The 19,265-nt window shown below is 59.6% G+C and carries 21 protein-coding genes and 1 pseudogene; 12 read left to right on the top strand and 10 right to left on the bottom strand.

The features are described from left to right. Nucleotides 1-38 precede the first annotated feature (38 nt). Genes Tel_15095 through Tel_15075 form a run of 5 tightly spaced genes read left to right on the top strand, consistent with a single transcriptional unit; the run spans nt 39 to nt 3,962 of the window. Entirely contained in the window at nt 39-1,211 is a 1,173-nt protein-coding gene (locus Tel_15095; GenBank protein ALP54366.1) for a D-alanyl-D-alanine carboxypeptidase, read from the top strand. Between the two features lie 7 nt (nt 1,212-1,218). After that, nucleotides 1,219-2,088 carry a cytochrome C gene (locus Tel_15090; protein ID ALP54365.1) on the top strand — a complete coding sequence of 290 codons (870 nt, stop codon included), beginning with the start codon at nt 1,219-1,221 and terminating at the stop codon, nt 2,086-2,088. Continuing rightward, the gene (locus Tel_15085) at nt 2,085-2,354 is read left to right on the top strand and encodes a transcriptional regulator (protein ID ALP54364.1); all 270 of its coding nucleotides are present in this window, start codon (nt 2,085-2,087) and stop codon (nt 2,352-2,354) included. Before Tel_15090 ends, Tel_15085 begins: the two co-directional genes overlap by 4 nt. Further along, nucleotides 2,354-2,986 carry a hypothetical protein gene (locus Tel_15080; GenBank protein ID ALP54363.1) on the top strand — a complete coding sequence of 211 codons (633 nt, stop codon included), beginning with the start codon at nt 2,354-2,356 and terminating at the stop codon, nt 2,984-2,986. Before Tel_15085 ends, Tel_15080 begins: the two co-directional genes overlap by 1 nt. 7 nt (nt 2,987-2,993) lie before the next feature. Then, nucleotides 2,994-3,962, top strand: a complete 969-nt coding sequence (locus Tel_15075; protein ID ALP54362.1) for a lipoyl synthase — start codon at nt 2,994-2,996, stop codon at nt 3,960-3,962. A gap of 364 nt (nt 3,963-4,326) precedes the next feature. On the opposite strand, the gene Tel_15070 is transcribed toward Tel_15075, so the two are convergent. From Tel_15070 to Tel_15055, 4 genes and pseudogenes are all read right to left on the bottom strand, one after another. Further along, nucleotides 4,327-4,992, bottom strand: a complete 666-nt coding sequence (locus tag Tel_15070; GenBank protein ID ALP54361.1) for a hypothetical protein — start codon at nt 4,990-4,992, stop codon at nt 4,327-4,329. A 152-nt stretch (nt 4,993-5,144) separates the two neighbouring features. Further along, nucleotides 5,145-6,296, bottom strand: a pseudogene (locus Tel_15065) (ubiquinol cytochrome C oxidoreductase). A 12-nt stretch (nt 6,297-6,308) separates the two neighbouring features. Further along, entirely contained in the window at nt 6,309-6,821 is a 513-nt protein-coding gene (locus tag Tel_15060; protein ALP54360.1) for a ubiquinol-cytochrome c reductase iron-sulfur subunit, read from the bottom strand. A 274-nt stretch (nt 6,822-7,095) separates the two neighbouring features. Continuing rightward, nucleotides 7,096-7,893: a UDP pyrophosphate phosphatase gene (locus tag Tel_15055; GenBank protein ALP54359.1), complete on the bottom strand. Its 798-nt coding sequence runs from the start codon at nt 7,891-7,893 to the stop codon at nt 7,096-7,098. A 137-nt stretch (nt 7,894-8,030) separates the two neighbouring features. Here Tel_15055 and Tel_15050 point away from each other — a divergent pair, with 137 nt between their 5' ends. Further along, nucleotides 8,031-10,343, top strand: a complete 2,313-nt coding sequence (locus Tel_15050; GenBank protein ALP54358.1) for an RNA-binding transcriptional accessory protein — start codon at nt 8,031-8,033, stop codon at nt 10,341-10,343. 110 nt (nt 10,344-10,453) lie between these two features. Further along, complete coding sequence (locus tag Tel_15045) at nt 10,454-10,840, top strand: hypothetical protein (protein ID ALP54357.1); 387 nt, start codon at nt 10,454-10,456, stop codon at nt 10,838-10,840. A gap of 202 nt (nt 10,841-11,042) precedes the next feature. Here Tel_15045 and Tel_15040 read toward each other — a convergent pair whose 3' ends face one another. After that, complete coding sequence (locus tag Tel_15040; protein ID ALP54892.1) at nt 11,043-11,456, bottom strand: hypothetical protein; 414 nt, start codon at nt 11,454-11,456, stop codon at nt 11,043-11,045. Between the two features lie 184 nt (nt 11,457-11,640). Between Tel_15040 and Tel_15035 the strand changes: the two genes are divergently transcribed. Together Tel_15035 and Tel_15030 are read left to right on the top strand one after the other, a co-directional pair. Next, complete coding sequence (locus tag Tel_15035) at nt 11,641-12,576, top strand: hypothetical protein (GenBank protein ALP54356.1); 936 nt, start codon at nt 11,641-11,643, stop codon at nt 12,574-12,576. Nucleotides 12,577-12,651: 75 nt separating this feature from the next. Continuing rightward, a complete protein-coding gene (locus tag Tel_15030; protein ALP54355.1) occupies nt 12,652-13,185 on the top strand; it encodes a hypothetical protein in 534 nt (177 codons plus the stop codon). A gap of 4 nt (nt 13,186-13,189) precedes the next feature. On the opposite strand, the gene Tel_15025 is transcribed toward Tel_15030, so the two are convergent. Continuing rightward, entirely contained in the window at nt 13,190-13,666 is a 477-nt protein-coding gene (locus tag Tel_15025; protein ID ALP54354.1) for a hypothetical protein, read from the bottom strand. A 442-nt stretch (nt 13,667-14,108) separates the two neighbouring features. On the opposite strand from Tel_15025, the gene Tel_15020 reads away from it, so the two are divergent. Then, nucleotides 14,109-15,185, top strand: coding sequence for a hypothetical protein (locus tag Tel_15020; GenBank protein ID ALP54353.1), 1,077 nt, complete (start codon nt 14,109-14,111; stop codon nt 15,183-15,185). A gap of 103 nt (nt 15,186-15,288) precedes the next feature. Here the strand turns inward: Tel_15020 and Tel_15015 are convergent, their stop codons facing one another. Then, nucleotides 15,289-15,627, bottom strand: a complete 339-nt coding sequence (locus Tel_15015) for a hypothetical protein (protein ALP54352.1) — start codon at nt 15,625-15,627, stop codon at nt 15,289-15,291. A 527-nt stretch (nt 15,628-16,154) separates the two neighbouring features. On the opposite strand from Tel_15015, the gene Tel_15010 reads away from it, so the two are divergent. Next, entirely contained in the window at nt 16,155-16,361 is a 207-nt protein-coding gene (locus Tel_15010) for a cold-shock protein (GenBank protein ID ALP54351.1), read from the top strand. 109 nt (nt 16,362-16,470) lie between these two features. Further along, nucleotides 16,471-16,731, top strand: a complete 261-nt coding sequence (locus tag Tel_15005) for an RNA-binding protein (GenBank protein ID ALP54350.1) — start codon at nt 16,471-16,473, stop codon at nt 16,729-16,731. A 118-nt stretch (nt 16,732-16,849) separates the two neighbouring features. On the opposite strand, the gene Tel_15000 is transcribed toward Tel_15005, so the two are convergent. The 3 genes from Tel_15000 to Tel_14990 all read right to left on the bottom strand — a co-directional run bounded on the left by Tel_15000 (nt 16,850) and on the right by Tel_14990 (nt 19,053). After that, entirely contained in the window at nt 16,850-17,215 is a 366-nt protein-coding gene (locus Tel_15000) for a hypothetical protein (GenBank protein ALP54349.1), read from the bottom strand. 514 nt (nt 17,216-17,729) lie between these two features. After that, a complete protein-coding gene (locus Tel_14995) occupies nt 17,730-18,413 on the bottom strand; it encodes a hypothetical protein (GenBank protein ALP54348.1) in 684 nt (227 codons plus the stop codon). 148 nt (nt 18,414-18,561) lie between these two features. Beyond that, nucleotides 18,562-19,053 carry a hypothetical protein gene (locus Tel_14990; protein ALP54347.1) on the bottom strand — a complete coding sequence of 164 codons (492 nt, stop codon included), beginning with the start codon at nt 19,051-19,053 and terminating at the stop codon, nt 18,562-18,564. Nucleotides 19,054-19,265: the final 212 nt, after the last annotated feature.

The following is a 19,265-nucleotide window of genomic DNA, read 5'->3' as shown; positions in this document are numbered from 1 at the left end:
ATTTTAGTTTTTTCACTCTGCCGCCCCATTCAGGAAATATGATCACTGCCAGCCTAGCCTTTTCGTCCCATTTCACGCGCTTTGTCAGTCTTCTTTGCGCCACCCTCCTCACCCTGTTCGGCAGCGCTGCAGGCGCCGCTCTCGACGCACCGCCGCCGCCCGATATCGGCGCGCGCAGTTTCGTGTTGATGGACTTCGACAGCGGCCGAATCATCGCCGAGGAAAAGGCCGAGGAACGCCTGGAACCGGCCAGCTTGACCAAGATGATGACCGCCTACATCGTGCTCAACGAGCTGCAGATGGACAAGATCAAGCTGGATGACGAGGTCTTGATCAGCGAAAAGGCTTGGCGCATGCCGGGTTCACGCACCTTTGTCGAGGTGGGCAAAAAGGTCCCGGTGGAGACCCTGCTCAAGGGCATGATCGTGCAATCCGGCAACGATGCCACAGTGGCCCTGGCCGAATACGTGGCCGGCGGCGAAGAGGTGTTCGCCAATCTGATGAACCGCACCGCTGAGGAACTGGGCATGACGGCCAGCCACTTCGTCAACAGCACCGGCCTGCCGCACGACGATCATTACACCAACGCCCGCGACATGGCCGCCCTGGCGCGCGCCCTGATCCGCGACTTTCCCGAACACTATTCCTGGTACTCGATTAAGCAATTTACCTACAACGGCATTACCCAGTACAACCGCAACAAATTGTTATGGCAGGACGACAGTGTGGACGGCATCAAGACCGGTCACACCGAGGCCGCCGGCTACTGCCTGGTGTCCTCCGCCAAGCGCGACGACATGCGGCTGATATCGGTGGTACTGGGCGCCAAGAGCGAAAACGCCCGCGCCCGTGAAAGCCAGAAACTGCTCAGCTACGGCTTTCGTTTTTACGAGACCCACCGCCTCTACGCGCCCTTGGAGAAACTCACCGAGGCGCGCGTCTGGAAGGGCGCGAGCGAACAACTGCCCTTGGGGCTCGCCGCGGAGATGTATGTCACCATTCCGCGCGGCCAATACGACGATCTCAACGCCAACATGAAGATCTCACCCACGCTCACGGCGCCGATCGAGAAAGGCAAGCAATACGGCATGCTGGAAGTCTCTCTCGACGGTGAGGTGCTGGCGCGCCAAGCCCTAGTGGCGCTGCAGGACATTCCCGAAGGCGGGCTGTTCAGCCGCCTGGTGGACGAAGCCTTGTTGCTGTTCGAATAATCCTTCCATGTCGGATATCGTCTTTCTCAACGGCCGTTTTCTGCCGCAAGACCAAGCCTTCGTTCCGGTCATGGACCGCGGCTTCGTGTTCGGCGACGGCGTCTATGAGGTGATTCCGGTCTACGGCGGACGTCTGTTTCGCGTCGACGAACACCTGCAGCGGCTGCAGCACAGCCTGGACGGCATCCGCTTGGCCAATCCTATGTCCAATGCCGAATGGACCGAGATTCTGCAACGCCTGGCGCAGGCGAACGGCGGTGGCGAACAATCGATCTATTTGCAAATCACCCGCGGCCACGCGCCGCGTGATCATGCCTTTCCGCTCGACACCGAGCCGACCGTGTTCATAGCCAGCAGCCCGCTGAAACCAGTGGCCAGCGAGCTGCTGCACGACGGTGTCGCCGCCATCACCCTGGACGATATCCGCTGGAAGTATTGCCATATCAAGGCCATCGCCCTGCTGCCCAATATCCTGCTGCGCCAGCAGGCCATCGACGCCGGCGCCCAGGAAGCCATCCTGGTGCGCGACGGTGTGGTCACCGAGGGCGCGGCCAGCAACGTCTTCATCGTGACGGACGGTGTCATCAAAACGCCGCCCAAGGGTCCCTTCCTGTTGCCGGGCATCACCCGCGACCTGGTGCTGGAGCTGGCGGCCGCCCAGGGCTTGGCACAACAGGAGTGCGAATTCGGCCCCGAGGAACTGCAGCGGGCGGAGGAGATCTGGCTGTCCAGTTCCACCAAGGAGTTGCTGCCCGTCACCCGGCTCGACGACCAAGCCGTGGGCGCGGGCCGCCCCGGCCCGATCTGGCGGCAAATGCACAGGCTCTATCAAAACTACAAACGCGCCCTGATCGCCGGCGCGGTGGAAACGACATGAGCCGCCACGACGCTCCCTTAATGGAATTTCCCTGCCGTTTCAGCATCAAGGCCATGGGACTGGCGCAGGACGATTTCGATGCCCTGGTGGTCTCCCTGGTGCGCCAACACGTGGCCGATCTGAGTGAGGGCGCGGTCAGCAGCCAGCCCAGCGCGGCGGGTAAATATGTGTCGATCACCATCACCTTCGAGGCCGAGAGCCGCGAGCAGCTGGACGCAATCTACCGCAGCCTCAGCGCCCACGAACGGGTCTTGATGGCACTCTGATGCCCCCCCTGATCCGCCAACTCGGGCGTCAGCCATACCAGCCGGTGTGGCGCCGCATGCAGCAATTCACTGACCACCGCGACCACACCACAGTCGATGAGATCTGGCTACTGGAGCACAACGCGGTGTTCACCCAAGGCATGAACGGCAAAACCGAACATCTGCTCAGCCCCGGCGATATCCCGGTGATCAAGATCGACCGCGGCGGCCAGGTGACCTATCACGGCCCGGGGCAGCTGGTGGCCTATCTGCTCATCGACCTGAAACGGCGCAAGCTGGGCGTGCGGGCACTGGTGGAACGCATCGAACAGGCCGTTATCGCACTGTTGGCGGATTACGATATCCAAGCCCACGGTCGGCGCGACGCCCCCGGCGTCTATGTCGGTAAGCGCAAGATCGCTGCCCTCGGCCTGCGCGTGCGGCGTGGCTGCAGCTATCACGGGCTGGCATTGAATGTGAATATGGACCTGAGTCCCTTTAGCCGCATCAACCCCTGCGGCCACCACGGCATGCAGGTGACCCAGCTGGTCGATCTGGGCGGGCCGGACAGCATCGCCAGCGTCACCCCGGCGCTGTGCACCAAGCTGGCTCGACAGCTGGGGTATACTGACCCCGAATACGTACAAGGTTGAATGACACATGTCGGACAAATCCCTGGAACGCGAACGCATCGAATCCCTGGCCCCGCTTAAGGGCGCCGCCAAGACCGCGCGCATCCCCATCAAGGTGGTGCCCAAGGACGAGCCGCTGAAAAAACCGCGCTGGATCAAGGCCAAGGCGCCCACCAGTCCGGAAGTGGCGCGGCTCAAGGGCATACTCAGGGAACAAAGATTATTCACCGTGTGCGAGGAGGCGCAATGCCCCAACCTGGGCGAGTGTTTCGATCACGGCACCGCTACCTTCATGATCATGGGGGGCATTTGCACCCGGCGCTGCCCCTTTTGCGACGTCGCCCACGGTCGCCCCAAAGCCCTTGATCCAGACGAAGCGCAGCACCTGGCCGAGACCATCCGGGCCATGGGTTTGCGCTATGTAGTAATCACCTCCGTGGATCGCGACGACCTGCGCGACGGCGGCGCGGGCCACTTCGCCGCCTGCATCCGAGCGGCGCGCCGGCGCTCGCCGCAACTCACCATCGAGATATTGGTGCCCGATTTCCGCGGCCGAATGGACGTCGCCTTGACCGAACTGGGCACTGCCCCGCCGGATGTGTTTAACCACAATCTGGAGACCGTGCCGCGGCTCTACCGGCAGGCCCGTCCCGGCGCAGACTACCAATGGTCCTTGACCTTGTTGCAGCGCTTCAAGCGCACCCATCCCGGCATTCCGACCAAGTCGGGCCTGATGCTGGGCTTGGGTGAAAGCGATGCGGAGATCATCGAGGTGATGCACGACCTGCGCGCCCATGATGTGGACATGCTGACCCTGGGCCAGTACCTGCAACCCAGCCGTCACCATCTGCCGGTGGAGCGCTACGTCACGCCGGAGAGCTTCGAGCGCCTGGCCCAGACAGCCAAACAACTGGGATTCAGCAATGTGGCCAGCGGACCCATGGTGCGTTCCTCTTATCATGCCGACCTGCAGGCGGCGGGACAGCAGGTCTCTTAAACCGAATTGCCCACCCCGAAAAAAGGAAAGGCCCCACCCTCTGCGGACGGAGCCTTGCGCTTCCTAACGCACTTTTTTACGTTAGTGGTGGATCTTGTGAGAACCGCCGCGCATGGCGACTTCTTCATCAAGTTCGGTTGCCAATACGGCGACTATGGTGGGCACTAAGCATGCCAGTAAAATGATTCCGAAACTCATTGCACCTAGGGTCATGACGCACCTCCTATCATCTTGACGGGGACTTTATTTCGTCCTCACTATCAGTAAAGACCACACGCGCGCCGTTTTCTGTGACATAGATCACAAAATGCCTGGGGGCGACCTGCGGGGCTTAGACAGGTAGGAGACCGGCAGCGCGGCTGCGTTATTCGGTTTTGTGCACCCCACGCCAGACGCGGCGTTTCAGCAGATACAACAGTGCGGTGAGAATGACCAGGTAGATCATCACATACACGCCGATACTTTCGCGCGTGTCCGCGTTCGGATCGGCGGTCCACTTCAGAAACGAGGCCACATCGCGTGCCTGGGCCTCGGCCTCGGCGCGCTCGGCCGAACCCGGCTCGGTATCGGCGTAGGCCAACACATCGGGCATTTTGATGCCGGGAAACAGATGATTATCCGTTTCACCCTCTTCGGTGTAGTAGTACTCGGTCAATAAGGTGTAGAGGTAGTCCGGACCGTTTTTGCGCGCGATCGCCATCAGCGACAGGTCCGGCGGCACCTTGCCGTAGGACTCCTCGCGCACCTCCACCGGCGACAGGCTCATCATGCGGTCGCTGATACCCTGGTCCATCAACAGAAATTCGATGTCCTCTTTGGCCATGCCGATTTCGGTGAGGTTGATAAACTTGACGTACTTTAGGCTGTGACACAGCAGACAGGTGCTGATGACGGTTTCGGCCCCCCGTTGGCGCGCCTCATTGGACTCGTCCACATCGATATGCGTCAGCGTACCGGTGGCGGCCGCCAGTACCATATCCGTGCCCGCCAGCAAGGTCACGGCGCCGAGTATTGCCAAAAGCTTTTTCATTGTTATTGCTCCTCATCCTTCAGGCGCTTGCGAATCTGCTTCAACTGGAGCTCGTCCTCTTTGCGGCGCAGATAGTGCTCGTTTCTCAGCAGCTCCTCCTGCTCCTCGCGAATCAGTTTCTCCGCCTCACGCGGCAGCCCTGCTTCGCGCGAGCGCCGCTCCTCACGTGCTGAGACGAAAGGCAACAACAGGAACAGACCGAAGTAGATGAAGGTGGCGATGCGACCGATGGTGATATAGGCCCCTTCCGCGGGCTGGGCGCCGATGTAGGCGAGCACCAACACATCGAGAAAGAAGACATACACCATAACGCGGTAACCAGGGCGATACAGCGCCCCACCCGGCACCTTGGAGCGATCCAGCCAGGGCATGGCGGCGAAAATCAGAATGGCCATGAACATGGCGATCACGCCGCCCAAGGCGTCGGGAATGGAACGCAGGATGGCGTAGAAGGGCAGGAAGTACCACTCCGGCACGATGTGGGCCGGCGTCTGCATGGGATCGGCGGCGATATTGTTGTCCGCCTCTATCCAAAATTCAGGATTAAAAAAGACAAAGCCCAAGAACACGATGAGGAATACGCCCAGGCCGAATAAGTCCTTGATGGTGAAGTAGGGATGGAACGGGATGTTGTCCTTGGCATGCAAGGTGATACCCGAGGGATTGCTGCTCTTGACCCAGTGCAGCGCCACCAGGTGAATCACCACCGCCACGGCGATAATGAAGGGAAATAGATAGTGCAAAGCGAAAAAGCGCGTCAGGGTGGCGTCGCCGACGACGAAATCACCGCGCAGCCAACGCACGATGTCTTCGCCATACACCGGCGTCGTGCCGAACAGACTGGTAATCACCTGGGCACCCCAGTAGGACATCTGTCCCCACGGCAGCAGGTAGCCCATGAAGGCGGTTGCCATCAGCAACATCAACAGCAACAAGCCTGTCCACCACAAAAATTCGCGCGGGCGCCGATACGAACCGTAGTACAGCGTTCGGCCGATGTGCAGGAAGATGAGCACAAAAAAGGCCGAGGCCCCGGTGGAATGCAGATAGCGGATCAGCCAGCCGTAGTTCACGTCGCGCATAATGTGCTGAATAGAGTCGAAGGCCATGTTGACGTCGGCCTTGTAGTGCATGGCCAGAAAAATGCCGCTGACGATCTGCACTACCAACACAAACAACGCCAGGAAGCCGAAACTCCACATGTAATTGAGATTGCGCGGCACCGGATACTCGGTCAGTTCGTGCTTGATGACCTCAGTGAGGGGGAAACGCTCGTCCACCCAGGCATATGCTTTCTTGAACATTTCGCTTTCCCCTTAGGCCTTGCCGATGATGATGGTGCGCTCATCGACGAATGCATAGTGCGGTACGATGAGGTTGCGCGGCGCCGGGCCGCGCAACACGCGGCCGCTGTTGTCGTAGACGCTGCCGTGGCAGGGGCAATTCCAGCCTTTCTCAGTGCGGTTGGGCACACAGCCGAGATGGGTGCAGATACCCAGCACCACCAGCCACTGGGGCTGCTTGACGCGTTCACTGTCGGGCTCCGGGTCGAGGTCGGTGTTGCTCTGCTGCATGGCGCTGATCATTTCGTCGGTACGATGCACCACGAATACCGGTTTGCCCTGCCATTCCACCGTGTGGGTCTTGCCCACGGGGATGGAGGCCAGATCGACCGTGGACGTCGCCTGGGCCTTGACGTCCTTACTTGGGTTCATGCTGCTAATGAATGGATAACAGGCCCCGGCGACACCGACTGCGCCCACCGCCACAGTTGCGGCACCGAGAAAGTCCCGACGTTCGGGATTGTCCAGTTCTTTATCACTCGCCATCTCTAAACGACCTCTAAATTGGTTTGCGTGTTCTTGGATGCCTTACTGACTCAAAGCGGTAGTTCGTGTTTGGGCGGCAATGCCGCTCTGAAATTGGTATTACCAAACCCTAGACTTTTTTGAATTACCCTGCCGGTAATCACGTTAATACCCTGACAAATATCGCGGTCTTTTAATCCTACAATACGTAAGGACAACGGTCCAGCAAAAGCTGGTCGATTTTGACAAAAATAGCCGATAGATCAATCCGTTCAAGCATCGGTTTGGCCGCGCATCACAACGCCAGCAACAATAATATCCCGCCCAGGATTAGGCGATAGATCACGAACGGCATCATGCCGATGCGCTCCAACAGCTTGAGAAAAACATGGATGCAGAGATAGGCGCTCAGCCCCGACACCGCGGCCCCCAGCACCAGGGCGGTCCAGTCCACCGGCAGGCCGGCACCGATCAGCTCGAGGGTCTTGAGCCCGCCGGCCAACAGGATCACCGGGATGGACAGCAGGAAGGAGAAGCGCGCCGCGGCCGCGCGCGTCAGCCCCAGCATCAGGCCGGCGGTCATGGTGATGCCGGAACGTGAGGTGCCGGGGATCAGGGCCAAGGCCTGGGCGCAGCCGATGATGAGGATATCCCGCCAGGTGATGCTGTGTTCGTCACGGCTGCTGCGGCCGCGCCAGTCGCTCCAGCCCAGCAACAGACCGAACAGGATGGTGGTGGCGGCGATCACCAGAGTGGAGCGCAGATGGGTCTCGATGATCCCTTCGAACAGCAAGCCTGCCAGCCCCACGGGGATCGTGCCGAACAGCACCGCCCAAGCCAGACGGCTGTCACCCACAGTCTGACGCCGCGCCAGGGAGGTGGCCCAGTCCCGCGTCATGAGCTGCAACTCATGACGAAAATAGAACACCACCGCCGCCAGGGTACCCAAGTGCACCGCCACATCGAAGGCCAGGCCCTGGTCCTGCCAGCCGGCGATCACCGGCACCAGGATCAGGTGCGCGGAGCTGGAGATGGGCAGGAACTCAGTCAGCCCCTGCAACACCGCCAACACCAGAATCTGTATGAAATCCATCACCTTGCTCCGGCAAAAAGTGCGGCTATTCTACCCGGCAAACACCCTCGCGTCTTGTCCGGTGCACGACATCAGGCGTCTCCGTATAATGGCCGCGTCGATTTCGGATTTATGCAGTTAAGAAAGGACCGCACCCCATGTCATTGCCCACCATCGAACAGCGCATCGCCCAGGAATTGAACGCCCGCGAGGCCCAGGTCATCGCCGCCATCGCGCTGCTGGACGAAAGCGCCACCGTGCCCTTCATCGCCCGCTACCGCAAAGAGGTGACCGGCGGCCTGGACGACACCCAGCTGCGCCTGCTGGAGGAGCGTCTCGGTTATCTGCGCGAGCTGGAGGAGCGCCGCACCACGGTGATCAAATCCATCGAGGAGCAGGGCAAAATGACCGCGTCGCTCAAGACGGCCATTCTCGACGCCGACACCAAGACGCGCCTGGAAGACCTCTACCTGCCGTATAAACCCAAGCGCCGCACCAAGGCCCAGATCGCGCGCGAGGCGGGGCTGGAGCCACTGGCCAACGCCCTGTTCAACGACCCGAGCCTCGACCCCGAAACCGAGGCGGCGAACTATCTCAACCCCGACCATGAGATCAAGGACACCGCCGCGGCCCTGGACGGCGCGCGCCAGATCCTGATGGAGAGATTTGCCGAAGACGCCGAACTACTGGGCCAACTGCGCGACTACGGCTGGGAACACGGCCTGCTGCGCTCCCAAGTGATCGAGGGCAAAGAAAATGAGGCGGCCAAATTTGCCGACTATTTCGACAAGAGTGAGGCCATCAAGGCCGTGCCTTCACACCGCGCCCTGGCCATGTTCCGCGGCCGCAGCGAAGGCTTTTTAAATATATCGCTGGAACTGCCCGGCGACGCGGAGGCCGCCGCCAACCGCACCCCCACCGAGGGCGAGAGCATGATTGCCAAACGCTTCGAGATTCGTAACGAAGGCCGCCCGGCGGACAAATGGCTGGCCGACACAGTGCGCTGGACCTGGCGCGTCAAGCTCGCCATGCACATCGACATGGAGCTGAAAAGACAGCTGCGCGAACAGGCCGAGCTGGAGGCCATCAAGGTGTTCGCCTCCAATCTGAAAGACCTGCTGCTGGCCGCCCCCGCCGGGCCGCGCGCCACCATCGGCCTCGATCCCGGCCTGCGCACCGGCGTCAAAGTGGCCGTGGTCGACAACACCGGCAAGCTGGTGGATACCGCCACGATCTACCCCCATCAACCCAGGAACCAATGGGACCCATCCATCCACATCCTGGCCGAGCTGGCCAAGAAGCATCACGCCGACCTGGTGAGCATCGGCAACGGCACCGCCTCGCGCGAGACCGACAAACTGGCCGCCGATCTCATCAAGCGTCACCCCGAATTGAAATTGACCAAGATCATGGTGTCCGAGGCCGGTGCCTCGGTCTACTCCGCCTCCGAACTGGCGGCGCGCGAATTCCCCGATTTGGACGTCTCGCTGCGCGGCGCCGCCTCCATCGCCCGCCGCCTGCAGGATCCGCTGGCCGAGCTGGTCAAGATCGAACCCAAGGCCATCGGCGTGGGCCAGTACCAGCACGATGTCAATCAATCCCAACTGGCCCGCATGCTGGAAGCGGTGGTGGAAGACTGCGTCAACGCCGTCGGCGTGGATGTGAACACCGCCTCCGCCGCCCTGCTGACCCAGATCGCCGGGCTCAACACCACCCTGGCGCAGAACATCGTCGACTACCGCAACGCCCACGGCGCCTTCAAGAACCGTCAGGCGCTGCTCAAGGTGACCCGCCTCGGCCCCAAGGCCTTCGAACAGGCCGCCGGCTTCCTGCGTATCATGGACGGCGACAACCCCCTCGACGCCTCCGCCGTCCACCCCGAGGCCTACCCGGTGGTGCAACGCATCGCCCAATCGTCCAGCAAAGATATCCGTCAGCTCATCGGCGACAGCGGCTACCTGAAAAAACTCGACCCGAAACAGTTCACCGACGCGCAGTTCGGCGAACCCACGGTGCGCGATATCTTGAGCGAACTGGACAAACCCGGCCGCGACCCGCGCCCCGAATTCACCACCGCCCGCTTCAAGGAGGGCGTGGAACAGCTGAAGGACCTGAAAGAGGCGATGCTGCTGGAAGGCGTGGTCACCAACGTCACCAACTTCGGCGCCTTCGTCGACATCGGCGTGCACCAGGACGGCTTGGTGCACATCTCCGAGCTGGCCGACAAATACGTCAGCGATCCGCGCGACGTGGTCAAGGCCGGCGACGTGGTCAAGGTGCGCGTGCTCGACGTGGACCTGAAACGCAAACGCGTCGCCCTTTCCATGAAAAAACAGTCCGACGGTGGCGAACGCATCAAGGAAGAACGCACCGCCGACATGCCGCGCGGCGGCAAACGCAAACAGAAACCGCGTCAGGAACAGCAACCCCAGGGCGCCATGGCGGCGGCGTTTGCCGATCTCAAGCGCTGACACCCAAACCGCTGTGCACGGCGGTGCCATGACGCGGTTTGCCGGACCCGCCGCGGCGCCCTATAATGGCGCCCCCATTCGCACCTGCGCCACCCATTAAAGGTATCCCCATGAGCAAGCCACTGAGCACCACCGAACTCGACGCCATCGAGCGCATGCCCGCCGAGCAGCGTTATGACTATTTCATCCGTAAGACAGTCGAACTGAAGCAGGTCTGGGGCTTGGCCGGGGACGAAGGCTGGGTGATTCTGACGGAAGCGGGCGAAGAGCACCTACCGGTCTGGCCGCACCGGGAGATGGCCGCGGCCTGGGCCAGCGGTGAGTTCGCCGATTGCCAGCCACAAGCCATCCCCCTGACTGATTGGCTGGACAAATGGCTGCCGGGCATGGAGCGGGATGAGCTGTTGCCAGCGGTATGCCCGGACAAAGAGGGCGACTGCATCATCGTTGCCGCCGCTGAGCTGCTGCACGAGACCCACGCCGCCGGCGCTCAATAGGCTCAGCCTGCCGATGGATGACGAGCGGCCAAGGGATATCGCCTCACCCTGCGTACGGCGCTGCTGCCTGGACCCAAACGATATCTGCCTGGGCTGTTTCAGAAGCTTGGCGGAGATCAGCGCATGGGCCGCCGCCGACCGCGGCCAACGCCTCAGCATTCTGCAAAAATGCGCGGCCCGCCGCCGCACCTCCGAATAAGCGCTACACCTCGGGCTTGCGCCGCAGGTCTTTCTGGCGGCCGCGCTTTATCTTGCCCTCCAGACGCCGCCGCTGCGCCGCCCGGCTCGGTTTGGTGGCCTTGCGTTTTTTGCGCGTCTGGGTGGCCTTGCGCAGCAAATCGGCCAGACGCGCCAAAGCGTCGTCGCGATTTTTCTCCTGACTGCGATAGCGCTGAGCCTTAATGACGACCACCCCGTCGCGACTGATGCGTTGGTCTTTAAACGCCAGCAATCGTTCCTTGTAGATCTCGGGCAGGGATGAAGCCCTGATATCAAAACGCAAATGCGCCGCTGTGGCGAGCTTGTTGACGTTCTGGCCGCCAGCGCCCTGGGCGCGGATAAAATTGAGCTCGACCTCCCGCAGCGCAATGGCGAGTTTATTGGAAATCCGCAGCACTGACAAAAATTTCACCACCGTTCATTAAGTTAGACATAAACCCCGGGTATCGCACGGAGACCGGCAGCGACTAGCGGTGCTCAACAAAGCGCGCCGGCGGACGCTATCATAAAACAGAGTATGCCGACCGATTAGTGAACGGCAAACCCATGATCGGCCCACAGCGGCACGACAGGAGCAGGTAGTGGTAGCGAAGCGGGATCCCGGCAAGGAAATCAGAGCCCTCGAGGAAAAGCGCGAGGCGCTGGAAAAGGCGGTCAAGATCGCCGTCAATATCGAGCGTCTGCACGATAGTCTCGAGGCCTCACTGCTGCTGGGCCAGCCCAGCTCCGATATTCCCAAAGAGGTGGTGCTCACCTACACCCGGCTGCAGGATTCCACCAAGTCTCAGCCCAGCGCGACCTTGATGCAAAGCCTGGCGACCCTGGAGCGGGTGGTCAGGACCAACCTGGGGCGCATTCTCAAGATCTCGGAGCTGGACGATGAGGTCCTGGTCGGCCCCGAAGCGGGCAAGATCGAAGCCCTGCTCAAGGACTACCAGAAACAGTCCCAGACGGCGATCGCCCTGCGCGTGCTGCTGCACAGCCGCGGCGAGGCCACCGAGCCCTCTGAGCTGTATATCCCCGCCGAGCAGATTCGCGCCCGGCTCTCGACGGTCAAACAAAAGGAGCGCGCCTATCGCAAGGTCATCCGCACCGAGATCGTCACCATGATGACCGAGACCGAGCGCATGCTGGCCAAACCGGAGCTGTCGCACGCTATGCAGCAATTCCTCACCGCCTCCCACCAGGATCTGCAGGATAACCTAAACCATCTCGACAGCGGCAACAGCATCAGCGCCATGCCGGTGGCCATGGAAATGGTGGAGATGAGCGAGCATGAGATCTCCACGTTCGACACCCATCCAGCCGCAGAGCAGGCCGACCCGCACGCCGAGGAGTTACCCGAGATTCAGAAACAAACCCTGTTCAGCTCGAGCTTCGAAGCCCCGCCCCCGCCCGCCGCCGAGTTGCCGACGCGAAAAAAGGGTTTGTTCAGACGCGTGTGGGAGTGGGCCACCACCCCGGACTCGGAAACCTGGAAAAAGCTCAAACAGAAAAACGGCAACCCACGCCGCTAAGGCGCAGCGCATCTTTCCCGACGGCGCAATCCGTGCCACCATTTCCCCTCCGCCACATCTGCCGCAAAGACCGCCGTGGAACTCTATTTCACCCGTCACGGACGCACCAACTATAACGACCTGGGACTCTGCAACGATGATCCTAGCCGGGATGTACACCTGACTGAAACGGGCGTCAAACAGGCGCAGCACGCCGCCGAGGCACTGCGTCACGCCGGGCTGGAGCGCATCATCGTCTCCCCCTTGCCGCGCACACGACAGACGGCTGAGATTATCAACCGTTATCACCATATCCCGATTGAAGAACACCCCGATATCAATGACATTCGCTCAGGCTTCGACGGCCGCCCGGTGACGGATTATTTCGCCGCCACCGGGCACGACCCGCTGCATGTTCGCGCCAACGGCGGCGAATCACTGCTGGATCACAAACAGCGCGTCAGCGGCTTTATCGAGTGGCTGAAACGACAGCCCAACGCTGCCATTCTGGTCGTGGCCCACGAAGAGACCCTGCGGGTGGTCATCGCCCATTTCGCGGGCAACATATCAGACGAGCGCTTGCGCGACATCGAGGTCGACAACTGCCAGATCATTCATTACACCGTTTGAGCACTCAGCGCTCAAACAGCAACCGCCCCTGTTCTTTCACCGCCTGCTGAAACTCGGGCGGCCCAAAACCGAACCATTGCTCGTTGCTCTGGAACACGAAGGGGCGCCGCTCCTTGAGCGCATGGGCCTGAAACCATTCCAGCACACGCGGCTCGATCTCGCCGCCTGCAGCCACCAGGACATCCACCGGCCGGCCGTGCCAGCTGGACCTGCCGGTGATGACAATCACCCCACACTCGCTGGGCTTCATCCACTCCGGCAGGCGGCTGCCGGGCTCGGCCCAACCGCAAAAGAAGATGCGGCAGGGATCTTCCGGCCGAGTTTCATGGATGGTGCAATGATGGCCCGAGCTATACGGACAGGGTTGGCCCACATCCACCCGCTGGCCCAACACCTCGGTCTTGACCCAGCCGTCGCAACACAAGGAACACTCGCCGCAGGGACGGGCTTGACCGATTGCTTGCACGCCTTGCTTCGCCATTGTCGTCAGCTTTCCTAAACCAATAAAAAATATTTTCTATTGTCGCTGTTATGACCGCCGCTGGGCAAAAATATTTGGCGCGGCAAATTATCGGCGCCCTCTTAACTAGCTGGCGTTGAATTGGGATTTGGTCCAATTCCAGATCGGCATCAAGCACCCCGTCGTCTTCACGCCTAACCTAGGGAAACCCACCTAAACCGCTAAAGATATTAAGGATTTGGACGAAAAAGATGCCAGTGGGGTCCACAGGTTTAAGCATGCATCCGTCTACCGGCCGCCTTACGCAGGAGATGCTTTTGACACACGCCAAATCAGGGATATCCCCTAATGCGGGTTTGAAAAGCCTTTTCAGCGCCGGGCAAAGCGCTCAGCAATGACGCGAAATGCCGGCCTGCACAACAAAGTCTTTTTTCAATTCAAACTCTAGAGAGGAACACACCACATGTTCACCCACAAAAAAAAATGCGTCACAGCCGTCGCCCTGGCCCTGGGTCTGAGCACCACGGCAGCCGCCGACGAATTGACGATTTATGGTTCAGTCGGTTTGTCGATTGAGGCACTGGACAACACCACGGCCAGCACCACCGCCATCAGCAACAATCACTCCGCCTTTGGCATTAAGGGCACCAAAAGTATCGATGAAAACCTGACTGCTGTGTATCTGTTCGACAGCTTCGTCGGTATGGACGCCGGCGGCGGGGCGGGTGACAGCAGCCTGTTCGGCGGCGGCCGCGACGGTTGGGCCGGTCTGTCCAATGACGACTGGGGCATCGTCGCACTCGGTTTTCAGGGCCGCCCCTGGAAGACCTCTACCAATCACCTGGACATGTTCGGCAGCACCGCCGCCGATTACAGCGCCATCATGGGCACCACCGGGGATAGAAACTTGGACGGCACCAGCGACATCTATTTCGACGGCGGCATCGGCAGCAGCCTGATCTACTTCGGTCCCAACATCAACGGTTTCAGCTGGCATCTGCAGTACGGCGCCGATGAAAGCGACGACGGCAGCAACGATTTCGGCGGACAGTTTAACTACAGCCGTGATGCCCTGTACGCCTCACTGTCTTACGACGTGGATGGGCAGGCCACTGGCAACGATATCTCGGCCACCAAACTGGCGCTGACTTATACACTCAAGGACAAGACTGTGTTGACCGGCATGTATGACACGGTCACCGATGCCAGCGACAATTCGCGCAACGCCTATTACTTCGGCGTCGGCCATCGCATCAATAACACCACCGTGAAATTGGCCTTTGCCATGGCAGACGACATCGACAACAGCACGGATAGCGGTGCGACCTATTACGCCCTGGGCGTATCACACATGCTGAACAACGATCTCGAGGTGTTTGCGCTCTACTCCGCCATCGATAACGACACCAATGGCGGCTATACCTACATCAGCGCGCCGCACACCACGTCCAACAACAACACCGCCATCGCCGCCCTGGGTAACGACAGCAATGTGGTGTCGGCGGGTATTCGCTATAACTTCGCCTGGACCCACAAATAGGCCTGACGGGCGTCAGCAAAAAAAACGACGGCCACCTGCGGGTGGCCGTCATCATTTAATCATCTCTTGCGCAGCGGAGAACGGAGCGGCGCATCAACAGGCCTTACTTGTAGTAGCGGTCGGCGCTGAAGAGCTTGAAGCCGGTACCTTCGAACTGGCCGACCTGAACGTCCGTATCCAGGGGTTCACGCGCGGCGCGAAACTTAAAGGGTGAGGCCTTGTAGCTGTTGGCGGCAAACGCTTGGTAGCTGCGCTGCGGCTCGCGGGCTTCTATATGAATCGCTGAGACTTGAGTCTCTTTCTCAGCCACCAATACCTGGCTGACGAAAGGGGATGCACCGTAGCGATCCGCCGCCAGTGGCGAGTATGCGCCCGCCTGTACTGAAGTTACGGCCAGTGTCGCTGCCAACCCCATCGCCATATTGATATGCTTCATTTTCATGGTCGTATCCTCTTTATAATAAATTTAAAACGAGTGCTAATTACTTCTTTTCTATCCTTTGAAAGAAGTTTAATCCAGCTTAATAAATATAGGAAATTGATTATTACGAACATGCTTATCGTTTTTTCCGATGAAACAGCCCGCCCCGGCAACACCACTTCAAGGCATTGATTTAATTAACACATTAGGCTGATGCATGGCGCGGCCGAAGAGCAATGCCCGACCGTTGCACGCCCATCGCGCCGCCCAGCCGCCGCGGCGCGGCACCGTGGGGTATCCGCGGGGATCCGTTTACAACAGCAGGACATCGGCGAAATACGCGTCGGGAGGCCGTCCACCCGCGTGCACGCTCAGGATAAAAAACACAAGCTTTCTGTTGCAAACTGGGTTATAGTGAATTCCGCTTGCACTGACTCAAGCTGGCTTTCTTAGAACACCCTGAACACCCTTCTTCTCGGCACCTCTCTGAATCCTCTGCGTCACCTGCATGCAACACTCTACACAATTATGCTTTTGAGGATTTCAAAATGAATACAGGTACTGTTAAATGGTTTAACGAGGCCAAGGGTTTCGGCTTTATCTCTCCAAGCGACGGCAGCGACGACGTGTTCGTACACTTCAGCGCCATTACCGGCAATGGCTTCAAGACCTTGGCCGAAGGCCAGACTGTCAACTACGAAGTGGAAAAAGGCCCCAAAGGCCTGCAAGCTGCGCAAGTTCAGCCGCAAGTTTGATTGGCCATTAGCCATCAGATAAGCAGACCCCCGCTGTCACAGCGGGGGTCTTTTTTTCCGCGCCCGTCCAAGCGCCCCCTCACTCAGTCAGTCACTAAGGAGAATTGACGTGAAAAAATTATTCGTCGGCAACCTGCCATCCAGCACCACCGACAAAGAGGTGCACGAGTTATTCTCCCAGTTCGGCACGGTGCGTTCTCTGAAACTGGCCACTGATGTGTTTTCCGCCCAGTGCAAAGGCTTCGGTTTTATCGAGATGGAAGGCCATGAAGCCCGCGCCGCCATCGCCGGACTCGATGGTAAGGATTTCAGCGGCCGGCCGCTGCGTGTAAATTTTGAAAGCCCGAAGAAATCGCGGCGACGCAGATAAACCCAATTGCCCTCTTAACCCACCACTCCAAGTCCGCGCCCGGACATCCAGGATGCGCGCTTGGAGGTCACGGTAGCATGAATAGCAAGCGGGCCGTCCATAAAAAAAGACCAAGCCCTCACCGGATCAAGGGTAGTTCGACCCGACTCAACTCGGGGCCTTCAGCCCAATTGACGTGACCGGTCTTTTTGTCCACCGTTACCGGCGGACTGTCGGCACGTTCCGGACTAATGGCGCGCCCGCCATAAATATCACACAACCAAACCGCGCCGCCGTCTCGCACCTTGACATGCGGTGCCTTGCCGATGCGCCCACCGTGCAGATATAGATAGGCATCGGCGATATATTTCGCCTCCAATAGCGAAATCCCATCCGAATATTTCACCTGCACCAGATCATCACGCAAGATACGCTCGTGATGACCGATGGAATCGCCGCAGGCCGGCAGCAGACTAATCAACAGCGGAAGCAGAAGATTTTTCACGTTCGAGCTTCTCCGTACACAAGCAATGCGCTCAGACAGTTTGGTTAGATCACGCCCGGAAGAAAAGCGCACCGAGCTCTTAAGCAGATGGGACTATTTGATAATAGTCTGAACTCCCGTGCGCTGCCACGATCAGATTTTCGACAAAGGGACCGACCCCAGCGATATCAGAGGACACCATGCAACACCGCAGCCTGTGTGCGCCGCGATATGCGCATTCGGCCCGCTGCCTATCGCGACACAGGCCGATCTGGCAGACGGCACTAGGGCCTATAACAACGCTAGTGACGCCGCTGCCATGAAGGAGTGCCTGGGGCCGGCGCAGGACGGCGACCCTCGGGTCCCGTTGTTACTCGGGTTGATATATGACAACGGGGATGGGCGCGGCAAAAAATGAAACGCGTTCCGCCTCGCGAAAACGTTCATCCAGCTCGCTGTTATCGCCTTCATAGGCCAACGCCATCGCCGTCATGGGCGAGTGCTACGTTGTTTTTTAGTTCGTCTCCGTATAGCGCTAGAAGCTGTAGACCAGGGTCACGGCGGTTTCGCGATCCACCTTTTCAATGCCGGGCGGCACGTCAGAGACGTGCTTGACACTGTAAGTGAGCTTCATCGCCAAGCTACCGTTGATCTGCGATTTGAGGCCGGTCACCGATTTGGAGATGGTGGTATCCTCACCGATTTCCGAACTCAGCTCTTGAGTGAATTTCGATGTATCGCTGACGTCCCAGGCCAACAAACCGTAGAGGCGAATCAGGCCCTCGTCCTCTTCGGTGCCGTTATCCAGTTTGCTTTGGCGCGCACCGACACCGGCTTCTAAGTCCAGCTCCAAATCCTCCTGCGCAATCACGCGCCGGCCGTAACCCACCGCCTCGCTGGCGCGCCAGTCGTAGCCGCTGAAACGATCGTCTTCGTAAGTCACAATACCGAACAGATAATCACGCACGGAGAGCTTGTAGCTGGTCTTGCCGGTCAGCGTGTAACGCTCGGCCGTGGTGGTATCATTGTCTTCGGTATTGAGCGCGTCGACACTGGCTTGGTGCTTCCACTTGTCACGCTCGTTGACGGCCTTGGCCTTGGCGTTGATGGTCTGAGTTTCGGTATTCCCCTCGGTGGCGACAATGCCCAACTCCGCCTCGCCGCTCCATACAGCGCCGCCATCCTGCGCTGCGGCCGCACCCGCCGCCAAAACGCCCAAAACAAGCACAGCTGCTTTCTTCATGTCTACCCCTTAGTTTATGTCGTATCGTTATTGTTTTCGTCGCTGCAATTCTATGGCCAATATACGCGTCAATTCAACGGGCAGGTCGGCTCAGGATACAATTATTTACATGTTTACATGCGCATTATGCCCGCAGACGCCAGCGCGGCCGGTCCGCCACATCAATGACGCCGTGGGTCAATAACCACTGCCGAGCGTCCTCGGCATCCTGCTCAAACCACGCGCGCGCCGAACCCAAACGAAAACAGTAGCCCCAGGCGTCCATGTCGGCGCACATGCGCTCCCGGCCGCACTCAGGGATATAGTCCGATAACAGGATTTGCAAATAGTTGACACCGTTTTCCTCGTCGTAGCCACCGCCGGCGTCGGTATGCAGGCCGGCGCGACGCCGACCGTCCATGCAGATGTAATGACAGGCCTCATGCAAGGCCGAGTGCAGCGGCGTATCGTTACGCACCAGCAGACGATTGGCGATCAGCCCCGCTTCGCTGTCGCCCCAATAGCTGCCGGGAATCGCTGCCTCGTCCGCCACCCACGCCAGCGCCATGTCATAGCGCCCCAGCAACGCCTGCAATTCGGGCGGCGCCAGCTCGCCGCATTTCAGCACCACAGCTATTCCTCTTTATATCAAATGCTTAATCAACCCCCGTCGAACACGCCTGCAATCCGGCGGGGCGTCTTCAGTGTAACCCCATGCGCCCCTCGGCTGGACAAAAAATTCCCTATGATTCATATTGCTGTGCTGTGTTTATTTTGCTTTATATGGAATATGTGAGGTTTGAATGTCTGAGTCATGGGATAAAAACGACAACACGGGCTGGGGACTCC

The organism is Candidatus Tenderia electrophaga (assembly GCA_001447805.1).
In the GTDB taxonomy this organism is placed as follows: domain Bacteria; phylum Pseudomonadota; class Gammaproteobacteria; order Tenderiales; family Tenderiaceae; genus Tenderia; species Tenderia electrophaga.
Note: the sequence above shows the minus strand (reverse complement) of the source record. Positions and strands in the feature narration are given on the sequence as shown.